Here is a 15,808-nt window from a genome sequence, read left to right as displayed (position 1 = left end):
GGTAGCGAATCATTTTGAAACGAAATGCGGCTCGATACCAGCCAACCAGTATACCCGCTACGAAAACAAAAAGATTCAGAGTTTCCGATTTTAGTCCTGCCGGGCGTAGACCTGAGCGGCAAAGTCTAATGGATAAACGAATTACAGTGAGGGTACTTTGGGCAGGTTGAGCCCATCCAGCAGCTTTTTTCGCTCTTCACGGGATTTCTTATAATGATGAGGCAGAACCCGTTCGTGATAGGTTTCCAGCGGTCTTACCAGGGTGCGTTCCAGAACCCGTTTACGCAGTTGCCAGTCTTCCTCACTGACATTGGCCTGTGCTTGAATCTCGTTCATCGTTTCAAATGCGCGTTCGATTCCGGATATACTGAGTTCGATATCATGCAAGGCCTGCTTCGAGGTGACAGGCCGTGCCTGAGAACGATTGTCCCAGCGATATTTTAAAGCCTGCAGTAAACCATTCAGGTGATCCCATTGCTGCCCCGGTTCCTGAAACAGACTGGCATCGGAAGCGGCCATTTCCAGAGCCCGTACCACAGATACAATGGACCGATCATTGGCGGCACCATAATTGATGGCATGCAGGCGATGTGAAAATTCGAGAATGTCCGGTGCATCATCAGATTTCTTGTAGAGCTCCGCGACTTCATCATGCATGAAGTAGCTGATCATCGGATCGTAAGTGGGAGTAAAAGTCGTCACGCGACCAATCTGGTCGACCGTGGGGCTGGCTTTCTCCATTGCATCCGATAACGCTTTGAAATAATACATGCGGCGTCTGTCTTCATCGTGGATGTAATCTTCTTTATGCAGATTTTCGGCAGCAACCTGCCTGATGAGGGAACGCGGATTTTCGGTAATCTGATCTTTAGCAGGTTTGCGGTACTTCCAGTATTGATCAGGATAGCGGGCCATCAGTTTGTTTTGCGCCGTCACTTCAGAAAGTCGTCTGAGTACGATGGGGTCGTTCTTCTCGCCATCCATCCAGTTCAGCAGACGGCTGCTGCGGTATTCTTTGACAGGATCGTCGTTATGGATTTCTGCAGAAACCATTTTTCTGATTTCTTCCTGCTTCATCCCCCAGCGCATCATTTCGTAAGGCAGTGTAAAAGCGAAGTTCCCGTTGGCTGAGTTATTGACGCTGGTTTTGACATCGGCGGTCATATCTGCCAGCGCCTCATCTGAGTATGCTGCCAGATTCAATAAAACCGACCAGTCCCAGCCGACCTGTGCCAGCGTACGTCTGACCTGCGGCGCCTGGATTCGATCTATCAGTTTATTTCTGACAAACCCCTGTTCGGAATTTGTACCCATAAATAGAGTTTCACCGTTAGCAATTTCAATCGCCAGCACCTGCTGGAATGCGGACCGAAAAGTCTGTGCCATTACCCGCAGTGGCTGCGCACCAAAATCAATGTGCTGAAATCGCTGACAGAAAATGCCATCCTGATTCAGATGTCGCGAAACATTGCGATAAAATTCTGTTGTGAATTCTGCCTGTGATTGTGTGACAACCGATTGAACCGGATTGCTGATGATCAGGTCATACATCTTTTCTGCATTTGTATCAGCTGCCATGGCTAATGCGATCGGGGTCTGAATCAACTCGACGCGATCTGAATCGAAGGCAGAGATTGCATTCCGAGGAGCAATCTCTTCGTGATATAATTTCACGAGGCTGCGATCCGGTTCCAGGCAGGTCACATGTTGTACGGGGAAGTCGAGGCTGGAGTTCACACCCACGCCGGCACCAAGCCCGAGGAACAGCACATCTGCGGGACGTTCGTGCAATATCACTGGAATCACAAACGGCATCAGTTCGCCTGTGGTATGCGGGCATAAGCCGGCATCCATGCTGGTGACGCCAAAAGGCAGACCGCTTCTGCGAATCTGAATCTGATTTTCCCGATAAGACCAGATGGTAAACGTACCGTACTGACCTTCGACTTCTGACAGGCAGCGGCCTTCATCCAGGTGGGGCAGCAGTTCTGGTTTTAAGCCATAACGTAACCCCGTAAACGTGTTTGTCGAGAACAACAGTTTGGCTGAATGCCGAACATCATAATTGTTGTGAAAAAACAGACCGGCAGTGAGCAGGGCCAGGCTGCAGACCATTCCAGCGGCCCGCCAGCGTGTCAGCGGGATCCGGAAGTGTGTCAGTCGAACAAAAATCGCGAGACAAAGCAGGGCCAGACTGGTAAGTACGATAATGGTTTTGAGCTCAATGCCTGTCGAACCGATGAGCCATACACAGCTAAGTATACCAGCCAGCAGACAGGATGGCTGCCAGACAGGCAGAGTGGTTAAGCTTCGTTTCTCTGACGCGGAGAAACGGACGGAACTGGAGAGTTTGAGCCAGCCACCCCAGCAGGATCCCAGCAGGCAGAAGATGGTTGCTGTTAAACCACCCCGGATGACAGACAGCAGCAAAGCATATTCAATATAGGCGTTGGCATACAGCATCCAGGAAACCAGTAACGGGAACAATGCCAGACAGCCGACACCCGTCAGTGCCATTGCCAGAGACAGGCTGGAAGTCGTCTGGACGATTTTGCCTGGTTTTCTCGCCTGTATGAATGCAAAGGCAACTGCAGTTCCGAGTAGAAATCCAGCCCAGATCGTGACTTTCAGATAGAGTGAATCCGGGTAAAGCTGAAACAGAACACGACTGACGCCAACCAGCAGGATGCCGGTTGAAAAGCTCATTACATATGAGCCGACTTGTATCACCACTGGAATACGTGGTGGTGCGACCGTTTGCCTGTTAGCATTGGAACCCGAAAGGGATTGTGTATCAGCCTGGAACAAATCCAGTTTGAGCCAGTGTGAATATTCAGGGAGATAACTTTCGCAGAGTGATCTAACCCAGGGAATACAGCAGAAAATCAGAGTTGCAATGAGGGGAATCAGTAAAGTCTCGCTCCAGCCGAATACAGGAACGAGCCAGTAAACTGATAGAATCAATGAAACGCTGAATCCGGTCAGAAAGCGGGCAAGTTGTAAATGTAAACTGGTGCGGGGATTTTTGTAATCGACAGCAGTCAAGGTGGCCAACCAGAACAAACGGGTAGACCAGAATACAGCAGGCAGAATCAGTGCCATGGCAGAGAGTGTCATCAGCCCCGTCAGAAAGACCACGTTTGTCATCTGTGAGAGGGTGAACCAATGCAGGATCTGATTGAGTTGAGTGAGCAACACCGGAAAACAGAGTGACCAGAATGAAAGGATCAATAAAGTAAAGCGGATGCGCTTCTGATGAGATGCCTTTTTTGCAGGTGAGTCTTCGGGGGAAAATGTGGCTAACTGTGGTAAGCCAAGCCAGATGCCCATCACCATGGACAGGCCAATGCCTGTCATAACTTCAGGACAGTCGCTGACCAGATTCTGAAAGCGTTGAGTACAGGAAAGAACGAACAGCCCGCTAATCGATCCCAGCAGAAACGCGATTCCCATTCTCTGCTGCAAAAAGGAAAGAGAATTGTGGAGTAGATTTTGAGCGAACGAACGTATCATGGCTTCCTTGCCTGTCGTTATTAAAAAATCAGAATTGCATCTCAACTTAAAGTAGCTTACTCTAAGTCATTTCTTCAACATTCCTTAGCAGCAAAAATTGCCGGTTAACGCTGAGGGACATTCAGTCTGTGTTTTATCGAAAATACGTAAATATATGCAATACCAGTCGTTCTATCGCTACTGGAATGGCATTTGACCGCGGACTAATGTACACTTCGCTTGTAGAGAATACGTAGTGGAGTAAAAATAGGTTGTTCTCCGGTCTGTTTGAGCCCTTTGTCATAGAAATAACTCCGAGTGAAATCCCCATTGAGTATTCCCCCAGTTGCGAATCCAGTTCCCTGCCAGCGTAATCAAAGACTGTTTCCTTTGATCCGAATAATGCTGGTCTGTTTCGTAATCAGCATCGTTAATACAGATGAACGGCTGCACGCTGAGACAAATTCGGCGGCTGTTTATAAAGCAGCAGCGAATTCAATCACGGTCGACGAGCTGAAATCACACATTGAATTTCTGGCCAGTGATTCACTGGAAGGTCGTGAGGCCGGTTCACAGGGAGGTCAGGCTGCAGGAACATATATCCGGACCTTTCTTCAGAAGCATGGGATTCAACCAGGCATGGCTGAAGAAGGTTACTTTCAGGAATTTGATGGTGGTTTCCGTAATATCATCGGTCTGATTCCCGGAAATGATCCCGAGTTAAAGAAAGAATATGTTGTCATCGGCGCCCATTACGATCATGTGGGGTATGGGAAACCATCCAACAGTCGAGGCGGCGTCGGACAGATTCATAACGGTGCTGATGATAATGCCAGTGGAACTGCGGCATTACTGGAAGTCATTGAAGCGATCTCGTTACACAAAGAACTTCCCCGTCGATCGATTCTGTTTGTGTTCTGGGATGCAGAAGAAATGGGGCTCCTGGGTTCACGCCACTGGATGAACCATCCCACCGTCCCTCTGGATAAGGTCGCCATTTATCTTAATCTCGATATGGTGGGGCGGCTAAAGGAAAAGCCTCTCACTTTGTTTGGCTCCCGGTCCGCTTATGGGCTGCGGTCCAGTACCGTGCGATCTAATGAGCGAGAGACCGATCTCAAAATTGATTTTGATTCTGCCATCCGACCGGACAGTGACCACTGGCCTTTTTATCAGAAAGGGATTCCCTTCCTGATGTTTCACACCGGCAAGCATGAAGACTATCATCGACCGGAAGACGATTCCCATAAAATTGATTATCGGGGAGCCCGTAAAAGTGCCCAACTGCTGACACAGCTCACACTCGATTTCGCATTGCAGTCGGAAAAACCGCAATTTCGAAATGCCAATCAGGATATCCTGTCTGGTATTGATCAGCAGGCACGCATTGATACCAGTGATCCTCCGCGGCTGGGAGTAGCCTGGAATGCTGATATTTATTCACAGGGAAAACTGGTTCTGACTCAGGTAATGGCCAATACACCAGCTAAAAAAGCAGGTCTGAAAGTGGGCGATGAGATTGTCGAAATCGATGGCAAGTCTCCCATCGCGGAGCAGGGTTTTGGTGCCTTGATCCAAAATTCAGACAACCAAATTGTCTTACAGGTCCGTCGCAAAGAACAGGATGAACTGTTGGAGCTATCGGTCACACTTTCAGGAAAACCGGTCAAACTGGGAATTCAGTGGCAGACAGACGAAGCCGATCCAAGTGTTATCGTGGTTTCCGATATTATCGAGTCTTCACCCGCTGCTCTGGCGAAACTTAAAATCAATGACCGGATTTATGAGATTGCCGGCAAACAAGTCAGGAACAGTGATGAGTTTCGCAAACTGGCCAGTACACAGAAACTTCCCTTCAGCCTGCTGGTAGAGCGGGAAGGCCGACTGCAGAGTATCGAAGTTCAATCAATAAGATGAATTTTCCAGTCGATCATTTGTGTCTGCAGACCGGATTTGCCGAGTTCCTCTTTTAATTTGTCCTCAGGGACAACACGTGCAGAGCCCGTTCGATATACTCGCACGTGAATGCCATCTTCATCGCCTGATGCCTGTTTCGCGAGAGTGATAATCTCGCTTATTTCTGCAGGTCGATATTTATCTTTGGGCTGGGAAGCGGCTTTTACCAGGTAACTGCGATCATCAATCAGGATATCCAGAACTTTCAGTGGTAGTTCGGCGAGCGCCTTATCCTGTTTCGGTTCGGGCTGAATCAGAACCGGAATGATTTCAGATTCACTGGACGCCATAATCGGCCGTGATTCTTCTTCTACCGGCTCTGCCGTCTTCTCAGCCTCTCCCGATCCGGAATTGATGCCGGGAGTCAGACCGAAATACTGCCCCAGGATAATACCCAGTGCTAAAATACCTCCTCCCGCATACATCATCTTTTTGGGGCGTTTACCCATAACTGATTCCCGTTACAAAATGTGCCTGACTGTTTCCGCATTGTAGCGAATCGGCTTTGTAATGTAACAGGTCAATTTGGAGACCATTTCAACGGGTCTTGAGTAAGGGCCTGTTCGGTAAACCATAAATTAATCAGGTGTGTCTATTTTCCTGAATTGAGATCTGCCATGAGATTAAAAAGAACTGCCAGAATTTTGTCAGAGGCATCCAACTGAACGCGATTGGTTCCCATCCAGGTTTCGTATCCCCCCAGCTTATGCTGGGCTGGTGTGGGTAGATAACCGAAATAGCCGTTAGCAAGTTCAATTGTGAACGCATCTTTAAAAGGCGATTTGTCCTTGATTTCCAGACCAATTTCACAGAAGGTTTCAAAGGGAATCGCAGCGACTGTCAGATCACCGATTCTGAGAGCCTGCAGTTTCACAGTAACTTCATCCGGGCCTTCGAGCAGCCTTTGTACGCGTCCAGCGTAATTCCGTTCGTAGCGATGGTGTTGTGGTGCATCCTCCGGTTGTGCAAGTACTTTTTTGAAGTAGGCCTGCATGGCGTCATCCGGCTTACGGACTTTCAACGTCAGCTCTGCATTTGCGGATCCCAGGGGGACCCAGGTCTGGTAATCCACGTTTTTATATGCTTCCGCGACGCGTTTTGCGACGAGATCTGCAACCTGAGTCATTTTTTCGTATGCCTGCATCCGTTTGCCTGGCTGACTGAAATTGATGTTATTAATGTCGCCGCTGGTTCCGTTCGAAAGCATGCCCACGAAAGAACCTTCTTCCGGGCTGGCACCAATGAGGGAGCCAATTTTTTCTGAAAAGATGCCGAAGTAGTCAGATGAGATTTCTCCCTTTTTCACACCGCCGACATAATGCAGTGAGTAATTGGCCAACAGCGCCAGCGGACGACCATCCAGCGATTGCACGCTGATAAAGGAAATTTCGGGATCAATAGGGCCAGCCGGTTTGATGAGAGCTGCGTTTCCGCGGGGAGGATTCATGCGAACCTGATCGACGCCACCAAACGGGTTCTTGCAGAAGTCAGGGTTGGTGGTGAACCAGCGACGGTTAAACACTTCGGAGGGTTCATCCACGCCTCCCCAGCCGATCCGGGCTGGTTCTGTTTTTTCCAGGGCACGTCGGACACAATCAGCAATCCGGCGGGAAAGGAAGTCACGGTATTTCGGACTGCTGGCCCGAGTCGCCGAATGTGTGTGAGTCGCCGCCATCAGAATATTTACGGGAGGCAGGTCTGTTTCCGCTTTGATAAAGTCACGCGCTGCCTGGTAGATATCGTCGGTGATGCCCAGGTTATCGCAGATGACAAACGCGATTTTTGTTTCACCATTATCGAGAACAAGGCAACGGGCATGCAGTTCGTCGTGCACATTTTCTGAGGGGAAGGGGGCGAACCCGCCTATAATCGCCTCGCCAAGCGGCGGGGTGATATTACTCGTGGCGGCACCCGCTTTGAGGACTTTCCCCTGAGGAGAATCAGCTGCCTGTATACTGCCGATCAACAGCAGAGACCAACTGACGCTTACAATACCAGCCAAAAATTGACGTCTATTTCGTATCCCTGCCATTGTTGCTACTCCTGCTCTGGTTCATCTGGAAAGTCGATCTTGTGGTCTGTAATTATAAAGCTGCCGGATCTGAAACACAATAATGACTGTTGATGTGAGTGGTTGTGATACTCCCATAACTCATTCAAATGTAGGTGATTACGAGCGGAACGGAGTTGAATTACCGGAATGAAGAAGGTTTGGTTTTTCACCAGGCATGTAAAAAATGTGTGAAAATATATTGACACCAATGTGTATTTAATTTGCTATTGCCGGCAATATAATATATTTTGGTGTCAATATGACGCATGTTTTCTAATCAATAATCCCAGCCAAATCCTTCGGTTTGGTTTTGCTTTTTTTCAATTCCGCTCTTATTTGAGGCCCATCATGCTGAACTCGAAAAGATGTCGTCGTGCTTTTACGTTAATCGAATTGCTGGTAGTGATTGCCATCATTGCGATTCTCATTGCGTTGCTTTTACCAGCGGTCCAACAGGCGCGAGAAGCGGCCCGACGTTCCACGTGTAAGAACAATCTGAAGCAGATCGGGCTGGGTATGCACAATTACCATGGAACTCACAGTACTTATCCTTATGGGGTTAGACATGCTGGCGACAATAATGCATTGCACGAACGGGAATGCTGGGCACAACAGCTGTTGCCTTTTATTGATCAGGCGCCGCTATATAACAAATATACGGCTGATACGACCAAAAATATCTGGAATGTTCCGAAGGCAATCAGTGCGGTTGTTATACCCGTTTACATGTGCCCCTCCGATCCTTCTTCACCTGGATTTAACTACGCTGATTTATTTGAAGGCAACTACACGGGTTGTGCGGGCAGTACTTCGATTAAGATGAACGATACCAATTCTAACAATGTAAAGATGGATGGTATTCTGTATCTGCAGTCTCGAACACGGATCCGGGATATTGTAGACGGTTCTTCCAATACGATTATGCATAGTGAATCAATCATTCGCGGGACTAGTGGTGCAGACTGGGGTTCAGCCGGTCATTACTGGGGAGGTGGTCGCTGGGGAGGTGGTCTGTTTACTACGCTGGAGCCACCGAATACATCCATTCCAGATGAGCATAATACCTGTAAAAGCACTACCTGGCCTTTAGCGCCTTGTACAGCCGTTGGCTCTACCACAGAAATTCAGAATTATGCCCGCAGTAACCATATTGGAGGGGCACATTGTCTGCTGGCCGATGGTGCTGTTCGATTCATTTCTTCCAATGTTGATCGAGGGACATTTCATGCTCTGGGGACCCGTGCTTCCGGTGAAGTCTTAGGCGAGTTCTAAACGCTGCTCTAGACAGAAACAACACACAGCAACACGTCTAATTGTTGTCTACCAGCATACGATTATCACATCTTCAGGTTCGTTCAGGAATTGAAAACAATGCGCGTTGAGAAACTGTTTATTCTGCTCCTGCTGCCGTTGACGGGCTGCCATAGTGGTGAAGCAGGGCCTGAAACTTTTACGGTTTCGGGTGTAGTGTCTTTCTCGGGAACGCCAGTCGAGACAGGGCAGATTGTCTTCATTCCTGCAACTGGTAATGCACAGCGGCACGCAGCAACTATAGAGAACGGACAATATTCATGTGAATGTACATCAGGCAAAAAGAATGTGGAAATCACTGCTTATCGGTTCGATGAGTCGAAGCGGGAACCCGATCCAGCCGAACCAGGAAAAACCATTCCTGCGCGCACGCAATATGTACCGGAACAATTCAATCGAAAGACAACACTCACTGCAGATGTGAATGAAGAAGGAAAGAACCACTTCGATTTCAAGCTTGAGTCACAATAAAAATTATTGAGAAGCGATTGCTGCGGGACCATTTATTATTCTAATTTCAATGGATTAATACAAAAGGGGACACGCTATGAATTCAGCTACTACACCTCGTCGTGCTTTTACGTTAATCGAATTGCTGGTAGTGATCGCGATCATCGCGATTCTCATTGCGTTGCTTTTACCAGCGGTCCAACAGGCGCGAGAAGCGGCCCGCCGCTCCACGTGTAAGAACAATCTGAAGCAGATCGGGCTGGCGCTGCATAATTACCACGATGCTTTTAATGTCTTCCCGCCGAATTCCAATGGCGCTGATCCCAATCTGCCCAACGGGTTCAGCTGGCGGATGAAAGTGCTGCCTTATATTGATCAGGGACCCCTGTTCAATCAGTTCAATTCGAGTTTAAGGATTACTGATCCCGCTCATCTGGCGCTGTGTCAGAATATTATCCCCGTTTATCTCTGTCCCAGTGACCCGACGCCTGCGGTGAAAAGAGATTTGCACGTCAACTGGTGTTTTCCTGGAAACGCAACCGGTGCCAGTGGCGCTCTGACTTCTACTAATGTCTGCGATATTGCTGGCAGTACTTATGATACTACCGCTGCAGTTGCAACTTATGGAGAAGTATGCGGACTGCATCCGGATAGTGGTCCGGGGGGAATGTTTCGTCGTCGTCAGACGTTTGTAATGCGGTTTCGTGATCTGACTGATGGGGCATCGAATGTGCTGGCGATTGGTGAAATGTCTCCCAGCTACAATCCCTTCAGTGCCTGGGTACCCAGTGACAGCCCGGTGCATACTTCCGCAGCGATTAACAGTTCGTCATTACTATGTGGGCCGAGTCCCTGTCAATATCCGACGATCGGCTGGCCACAGACGACCGCTTCGCAAAGTTTTCACACAGGTGGTGCTCATTTTCTTTTGGCAGACGGCAGCGTTCATTTTCTGAGTGAGAACATGGACCTGTCCCTGTACCAGCAACTGGGACATGCCAGTGATGGCTTGCCAACAGGCGGATTCAACAAGTAACAGAAATGAGTATTTCGTTTTGTTTTAAGAAAGAATACAACATGAATATTCGATCTGGTCTGCTGCTTTCTCTGGTCGCTTTTCTCTGTTCAGGCTGTGGTCAACCAGATGACAGATTACCCACAGCCAGGGTCTCGGGAACCGTTGCGTTAGACGGGCAGCCTCTAACTGCCGGAAACATTATGTTTTTTCCTGACTCGGGAGGCAAACATGCTGTCGGTATGATTGGCGCTGACGGGGCATTTCATCTTTCCACTTACGAATCGGGAGATGGTGCCGTTGTGGGCAAGCATAAAGTGGTGATCCAGGTTTCACACGGAAGTCCGGATGGCACCGCAGTCCCCCAGAAGTCGTCCCAGATTCCGGTCAAATATACTCAGCGAGGAACGACGACATTGACTGCCGAAATCACAGCAGAGGGAGAGAACCAGCTTAACCTGAATGTACTGCCTTGAGGCGACTGTTGCTTTGTGTCCGGTCAAATCGCTCTTGCAGCAGAATTCGAAAGCCTGCATACTTTGCAGAGACTGTTTTCCGACATATCTCTAAGAAGTTGATGCGATGCAACTGGAACTGACCGAAAAAACAAAACTGGAAGCGCCTCCTGATCAGATTCACAACTGGTTGAGCGATCTGGAAAACTGGCCGAAAATTAATGATAAGATTCGATCGATTTCGGTCGAAGGTGATAAATGCATTGGTGAGCTGGTTTTCAAAGGGAAAACAATCGATTTCGCCGGCATGGTTCCCGAAGATGATGACCCATTCAAAGTCACCTGTAACATCGTGGTGCAGACCAATCCCGAACAGAATCGCACGGAGCATATGACTGTCGTGTATGAAATTGAACCTTTGGGAAGATATACGCGAGTCATTGAACGGATTAAGTTCGAACGACAGATTCCTTTCTGGGGCTGGTTACTGGTCAAGTTCATCATGAAAGTAGGCAAGCCGACCGGACTGACCAATCTACAGCGGATTAAAGAACACATCGCCGCAGAGAGTGAGTAATGCTGATCGCCCGGTCAGTCAGATTCGAACTGCTATTTTTTTTCTTTCAAGACGAACTCGCCAAAATAGCCGATGTTCGATTTGTATTTTCCATTGAGCATGTTGCCTTTCATGGAACCGATCCACTGATACTGATGACCGCGAATGAGAGCGTCTCCCGACAGATTGAGCTGTTTGCCCATGGGCTTTGATTGAAACGTCGCTTCATACTTAAATGGATCACCTTTAAATAATCCGGTGAAGGTCGCTTTCCATTTTCCACTGTCATCTGATGTCGCGACACACTTCAATGGACCGGTGGTATTGTACTTGCGGTTATTCCATTTTCCTTCCCAGGTCCGGGTTTCACCCGCCTGCAGGAAAGGTCCCCCCATTGTCGCTAGTATCGCAGCCAGGATGATGCCTCGCATGCACGTTTCCCCTTTTCGATCAGTCTGGTTTCTCAAAGGAACTTCGGAGAAGTTCGCAGCGTTCAGACAGAGATTCGCTAAACGGACCGAAAATGCGACAATATTACGGATACATGTCCAATCCACCTGTTGATGGAATTCTCACTGGGATTGTATCTTCGCGTATTGAAACGGGTTAAGGCGTTCCCGTCAATTTCGCTGAAAGATCCATCCGCAGATTAAATATAGTATTCAATCACATGTTCTTCTTCGACCGAGATGCGGTAATCGTGTCCGGGTGAGACGAGAGCCGCATCATCCAGCAGCAGTTGGGCAACGCGCATTGCCTGCCCGCGCAATTCGGGGACCGCCGTTGTTTCCCAGAGAGTTCCTTTCATCAATGGGCCGATGGCGAACAGAAATTCGGACGGATTGCCTTCTGCATCAATCGTGGCAAAGTCCGCTCCGACATCGATGCCCATATCCAGTTCATCCGGTCGAATCAACCCGCGCTGGAGCAGGTTCTGAAACATAGGTACGCTGGTATTCGAAAAACCGGAGTTGGGACCCGTGCAGTTGATTACCAGGCCGCCACTCACCTGTTGCGACGTGCCTGCCCGATTCTGCAGGTTTACAGAGACACGGTTCCCGTCTGCTTCCAATCCGGTGATGCGACCCCGGACAACACTCAATCGACCTTCTGTGATCGCTTCGGTGACGCGCTGATGAATTGGTTGGGCGATACGGTGTCGAATTACATTCCAGCGGGCCGCATAACGTTTGAGGAATTCCTGCTTTTCCTTGAGTTCAAATTTCTGCCAGATCTTCTGTGTATGAGGTCGCAGGCGATCAACGACGATTCCCGGATTTTCCCCAATCCGCTGTAGTTGACGACAATGTTTCTCGAGCAACAGCACCAGATTATCCAGACCCAGGTTTTCAGGTTCTTCCGGAAGAAAGTCCGGATATTCTATGCCACGAAAATGCGATTGCGGAATCATGCCGTTATGTGAAATGGCAATCAGATGACCCTGCCAGTCCTGCTCGCTGAGCGTCAGAAAGACGTCAATCATGGAGAGTCCCGTCCCCATGACGATGATGTTTTCGGAGGGGGCGGGAAGTTTTTCCATCCAGTTTCCCCAAGGCTCAGCGCAATAACCCGGATGGGAGAATGCATCTTCTGCCAGGGGGCAGGGGGGCTGATTCCCGGTTGCTAGCAGAACACGGTCGGCATCAATGGTCGAACCATCTTTGAGCGTTATCTCTGCAGTGCCTACAAAATTAAATTCAATATCGACGGCTTCCTGTTCGATGACCTGGATCTCTGCAGGATGATGTTGGTCGATGGGCTGCATGTAGGTTGCCAGGATACTGCGCAGATAATCGCCATAAATGCGACGCGGCACATAGGTTTCGCGAAGCTGGGGATCAGGCAGATCACTGTAGTCAACCCGGGTGCGGAGCCAGTCCAGAAAGTGATTCGCATGATCGGGGGCGGCTGACATGTTTCGTGCGGCGACATTCAGCAGATGTTCTTCGCGGCGGGTCCCATAAGCGACACCACGACCGAGTGGATATTTATCGTTGATCAGTTGAATACAGAGCGGGCCGCTGCTTAAGCGGGCCAGATTGACCGCCGCCATAGTTCCACTGAAACCACCTCCAATAATCGCCACTTTCTTCATGGGCCTCTGGTCCTTTCACAGTCAATACGGGATACCGGAATGATTGCATAGCCAACGGAGCGTCCAGCTGTTTCGAATACAAGATTGAAATTTAAAACAGCTTCAGGAAACGCTTCAATTGTACCTCGGGCTGAACTGGAGTAACAGGTAGCAGGCGACATTCCCGGGGATTGCTGAAAAAGCGGTGAGTTCGTTCAGGACTTCTTCCTGACGAGCGGAGTTTTTTTCCCCTGGTGATCAATGGCGACATAGGTGAAGGCGGCTTCGGTGACTTTGAAGCAGGGACACTGCGAATCTTCATGCCGCAGGACCGGTTCGACCCAGACTTCGAGTTGCAGTGTGACCGATGTGGTGCCAATCCGCTCAACCGTTCCATAACAGCAGACGACATCACCGACCTTGACCGGACGGATGAATTTCATCGACTCAACCGCAATCGTCACCGTGCGGATGCCCGAGACCTCTTTGGAAAGGATGCCACCCGCGATGTCCATCTGCGACATGATCCAGCCGCCGAAAATGTCTCCATTGGCATTCGTGTCTGCCGGCATCGCCAGCGTTCTTAATATCAGTTTGCCGTCCGGCAGTTCACAGATCTCTTCCTTCATTCCACGATCCTGTATGACAGGGAAAATCAGATTGACTCGAGCGAAAATATTTTTTTCGGCGGGTTACTGTTAGCGAACACGAGGTGGCCGTCCATTGTTTTTCGCAACGTGACCTCCCCAGACCAGCAGATCTTTACTGCAGTCATCACGGTGGATGAGTACTTCGATCAGAGCCGGTCCGTCGTGTGCTGTTGCCTGTTTGATGGCTTCTTCCAGTTCGCCTTCCGTATGCGCCTTGCAGCTGAAACCATTTCCGTCTTCTGCATTGAAGACATGTACCAGCTCGGCATAGTTCCAGTTTTTTATGGTATTATAAGGGCCGTCATGGATTTCTACTTCAATGGTATAGCCGCCGTTGTTGATCAGGAAAATGATCGGTTTCAGACCGTAGCGAATGATAGTAGAGACTTCCTGGGCGGTCAGCTGGAACGAGCCGTCACCGATCAAGGCAATGGGACGTCGATCTGGTGCACCGACGCTGTAACCCAGTGTAGCGCCCACGGACCAGCCGATCGAACCGTACTGCATCTGTACTTCAAAACGTGCTCCTTCCGGCAGATCCAGCTGCATGCCATTGAACCAGGAGTCTCCTGTTTCCGCGATGACTGCGGAATCGGGGCTCAGCATCTGTTGGATACGAGAAAACAACTGTCGCGTGGAAAGCTCTGTTTCCGGAGCCCCCGGTCGCAGAGGAGTGACTTCTTCTTTGATCCGATTATAGGCAATCATCGACCCGTCATTGGGTTTCAGTTTCTTTGCCAGCAGTTCCAGGAATTCGGTGAGTTTCACATTGCTGAAAGTCTGATTGGGAAAGACCACGCTGTTCGGGCGGGCCTGAATGACTTTGGCTGGATTGATCAGGGCGGCGTGTCCGGTGGTAGTGTAGTCGGTAAAAGTGCCTCCCGCGAACAGGCAGAGATCAGACGAATCAACGATCTCACCACAGCCAGGCGTTCCCACGGGGCCCCAGTAAATACCCATGTAATGAGGATGCTGTTCGTTGAAGAATCCCTTGGCATTGGGCATGCTGGCGATCGCATATCCACTGGCATCCGCCAGTTTTTGAAAGTTCGCTTCCGCCCCAAACGAACGTAGTTTCACACCTGCTACCAGAACCGGTTTTGTTGCTGCGTTCAACAGTTCGACGGCGCGATCAACGGCGGCGTTCAGAGACAGCGGATCACTGGCGGTCGGACCACCGAACGAACGGACATTGGGAGCGGAAGTGACTGCATCCGCAATGTTACAGGCAATTTCAATATAGACGGGTTTGCGAAAGCGGAGGGCGGTCTGGATTGCATGATCAATCTGCGTCGGCGCTTCGCGGGGATCATGAATCGTCACTGCTTCCGCGGTTACCTTGGAAAAGATGTCGCGCTGATAATCGTAATCCAGCAGCCCCAGCGTATGGTGCAGCATTTCGAACTCAGCTTCCGAGTTGGTATTCGGGCCACCCGAAACCGCAATCATCGGCAGGTCTTCTGCATACGCACCCGCAACCGCATTCAAGAGGCTCAAGCCGCCGACACTGTAGGTCACAAAAACCGCGCTGGCACCGCCGGTCGCACGACAATATCCGTCTGCTGCATACCCGGCGTTTAATTCATTGCAGCAGGAAATCATCTTCAGATTTTTATTTTCCAGCAGCTTGTCGAGCAGTACCAGGTTGTAATCTCCCGGGACGGCGAAATAGTGCTTCAAACCAATCTCTTCCAGACGGGACGCCAGATACGAACCGACGGTAGTGCTGTTATCAGACATCAGAGTTCCTTCTATAGATTAAGTGCAATTCATCCTGGTGTATGCAGTACTGTCAA

At 49.6% G+C, this 15,808-nt stretch carries 13 protein-coding genes; 6 read left to right on the top strand and 7 right to left on the bottom strand.

All coding sequences use genetic code 11. The features are described from left to right. Positions 1 to 141: 141 nt before the first annotated feature. The gene (locus tag GmarT_RS25030; RefSeq protein ID WP_081459586.1) at positions 142 to 3,513 is read right to left on the bottom strand and encodes a spermine/spermidine synthase domain-containing protein; all 3,372 of its coding nucleotides are present in this window, start codon (positions 3,511 to 3,513) and stop codon (positions 142 to 144) included. Positions 3,514 to 3,882: 369 nt separating this feature from the next. Between GmarT_RS25030 and GmarT_RS25025 the strand changes: the two genes are divergently transcribed. Continuing rightward, a complete protein-coding gene (locus GmarT_RS25025) occupies positions 3,883 to 5,409 on the top strand; it encodes a M20/M25/M40 family metallo-hydrolase (RefSeq protein WP_149303389.1) in 1,527 nt (508 codons plus the stop codon). Here the strand turns inward: GmarT_RS25025 and GmarT_RS25020 are convergent. Together GmarT_RS25020 and GmarT_RS25015 are read right to left on the bottom strand one after the other, a co-directional pair. Continuing rightward, positions 5,394 to 5,897: a hypothetical protein gene (locus GmarT_RS25020; protein ID WP_002648459.1), complete on the bottom strand. Its 504-nt coding sequence runs from the start codon at positions 5,895 to 5,897 to the stop codon at positions 5,394 to 5,396. The two genes, GmarT_RS25025 and GmarT_RS25020, sit on opposite strands and share 16 nt — an antisense overlap. 143 nt (positions 5,898 to 6,040) lie before the next feature. After that, positions 6,041 to 7,480, bottom strand: a complete 1,440-nt coding sequence (locus GmarT_RS25015) for a hypothetical protein (protein WP_002648460.1) — start codon at positions 7,478 to 7,480, stop codon at positions 6,041 to 6,043. 369 nt (positions 7,481 to 7,849) lie between these two features. Between GmarT_RS25015 and GmarT_RS25010 the strand changes: the two genes are divergently transcribed. The 5 genes from GmarT_RS25010 (at position 7,850) to GmarT_RS24990 (ending at position 11,309) form a co-directional block, all read left to right on the top strand. Further along, positions 7,850 to 8,773 (top strand): DUF1559 domain-containing protein, encoded by a 924-nt coding sequence (locus tag GmarT_RS25010; protein ID WP_002648461.1) that lies wholly within the window; start codon positions 7,850 to 7,852, stop codon positions 8,771 to 8,773. Positions 8,774 to 8,872: 99 nt separating this feature from the next. Continuing rightward, positions 8,873 to 9,283 carry a hypothetical protein gene (locus GmarT_RS25005; protein WP_002648462.1) on the top strand — a complete coding sequence of 137 codons (411 nt, stop codon included), beginning with the start codon at positions 8,873 to 8,875 and terminating at the stop codon, positions 9,281 to 9,283. A gap of 76 nt (positions 9,284 to 9,359) precedes the next feature. Next, entirely contained in the window at positions 9,360 to 10,298 is a 939-nt protein-coding gene (locus GmarT_RS25000) for a DUF1559 domain-containing protein (RefSeq protein ID WP_002648463.1), read from the top strand. Positions 10,299 to 10,339: 41 nt separating this feature from the next. After that, entirely contained in the window at positions 10,340 to 10,753 is a 414-nt protein-coding gene (locus tag GmarT_RS24995; RefSeq protein ID WP_002648464.1) for a hypothetical protein, read from the top strand. A 106-nt stretch (positions 10,754 to 10,859) separates the two neighbouring features. Continuing rightward, positions 10,860 to 11,309: an SRPBCC family protein gene (locus GmarT_RS24990; RefSeq protein WP_002648465.1), complete on the top strand. Its 450-nt coding sequence runs from the start codon at positions 10,860 to 10,862 to the stop codon at positions 11,307 to 11,309. A gap of 32 nt (positions 11,310 to 11,341) precedes the next feature. On the opposite strand, the gene GmarT_RS24985 is transcribed toward GmarT_RS24990, so the two are convergent. The 4 genes from GmarT_RS24985 to GmarT_RS24970 form a co-directional block, all read right to left on the bottom strand. Further along, a complete protein-coding gene (locus GmarT_RS24985) occupies positions 11,342 to 11,719 on the bottom strand; it encodes a hypothetical protein (RefSeq protein ID WP_044239638.1) in 378 nt (125 codons plus the stop codon). A gap of 218 nt (positions 11,720 to 11,937) precedes the next feature. Then, the gene (locus tag GmarT_RS24980) at positions 11,938 to 13,383 is read right to left on the bottom strand and encodes an FAD/NAD(P)-binding protein (protein WP_002648467.1); all 1,446 of its coding nucleotides are present in this window, start codon (positions 13,381 to 13,383) and stop codon (positions 11,938 to 11,940) included. Positions 13,384 to 13,577: 194 nt separating this feature from the next. Beyond that, positions 13,578 to 13,991 (bottom strand): acyl-CoA thioester hydrolase YciA, encoded by a 414-nt coding sequence (gene yciA, locus GmarT_RS24975; RefSeq protein ID WP_002648469.1) that lies wholly within the window; start codon positions 13,989 to 13,991, stop codon positions 13,578 to 13,580. Between the two features lie 69 nt (positions 13,992 to 14,060). Beyond that, positions 14,061 to 15,752 (bottom strand): thiamine pyrophosphate-binding protein, encoded by a 1,692-nt coding sequence (locus GmarT_RS24970; protein ID WP_002648470.1) that lies wholly within the window; start codon positions 15,750 to 15,752, stop codon positions 14,061 to 14,063. Positions 15,753 to 15,808 lie beyond the last annotated feature (56 nt).

This window comes from Gimesia maris (assembly GCF_008298035.1).
In the GTDB taxonomy this organism is placed as follows: Bacteria; Planctomycetota; Planctomycetia; order Planctomycetales; family Planctomycetaceae; genus Gimesia; species Gimesia maris.
The sequence above is the reverse complement of the archived record's forward strand: the minus strand, read 5'-3'. Positions and strand labels throughout refer to the sequence as shown.

Bases quoted from the DNA above. Each gene is read 5' to 3' on its own strand.
- GmarT_RS25030 (WP_081459586.1), bottom strand. From the start codon at position 3,513: ATGATACGTTCGTTCGCTCAAAATCTACTCCACAATTCTCTTTCCTTT.
- GmarT_RS25020 (WP_002648459.1), bottom strand. From the start codon at position 5,897: ATGGGTAAACGCCCCAAAAAGATGATGTATGCGGGAGGAGGTATTTTA.
- GmarT_RS25015 (WP_002648460.1), bottom strand. From the start codon at position 7,480: ATGGCAGGGATACGAAATAGACGTCAATTTTTGGCTGGTATTGTAAGC.
- GmarT_RS25010 (WP_002648461.1), top strand. From the start codon at position 7,850: ATGCTGAACTCGAAAAGATGTCGTCGTGCTTTTACGTTAATCGAATTG.
- GmarT_RS25005 (WP_002648462.1), top strand. From the start codon at position 8,873: ATGCGCGTTGAGAAACTGTTTATTCTGCTCCTGCTGCCGTTGACGGGC.
- GmarT_RS25000 (WP_002648463.1), top strand. From the start codon at position 9,360: ATGAATTCAGCTACTACACCTCGTCGTGCTTTTACGTTAATCGAATTG.
- GmarT_RS24995 (WP_002648464.1), top strand. From the start codon at position 10,340: ATGAATATTCGATCTGGTCTGCTGCTTTCTCTGGTCGCTTTTCTCTGT.
- GmarT_RS24990 (WP_002648465.1), top strand. From the start codon at position 10,860: ATGCAACTGGAACTGACCGAAAAAACAAAACTGGAAGCGCCTCCTGAT.
- GmarT_RS24985 (WP_044239638.1), bottom strand. From the start codon at position 11,719: ATGCGAGGCATCATCCTGGCTGCGATACTAGCGACAATGGGGGGACCT.
- GmarT_RS24980 (WP_002648467.1), bottom strand. From the start codon at position 13,383: ATGAAGAAAGTGGCGATTATTGGAGGTGGTTTCAGTGGAACTATGGCG.
- yciA (WP_002648469.1), bottom strand. From the start codon at position 13,991: ATGAAGGAAGAGATCTGTGAACTGCCGGACGGCAAACTGATATTAAGA.
- GmarT_RS24970 (WP_002648470.1), bottom strand. From the start codon at position 15,752: ATGTCTGATAACAGCACTACCGTCGGTTCGTATCTGGCGTCCCGTCTG.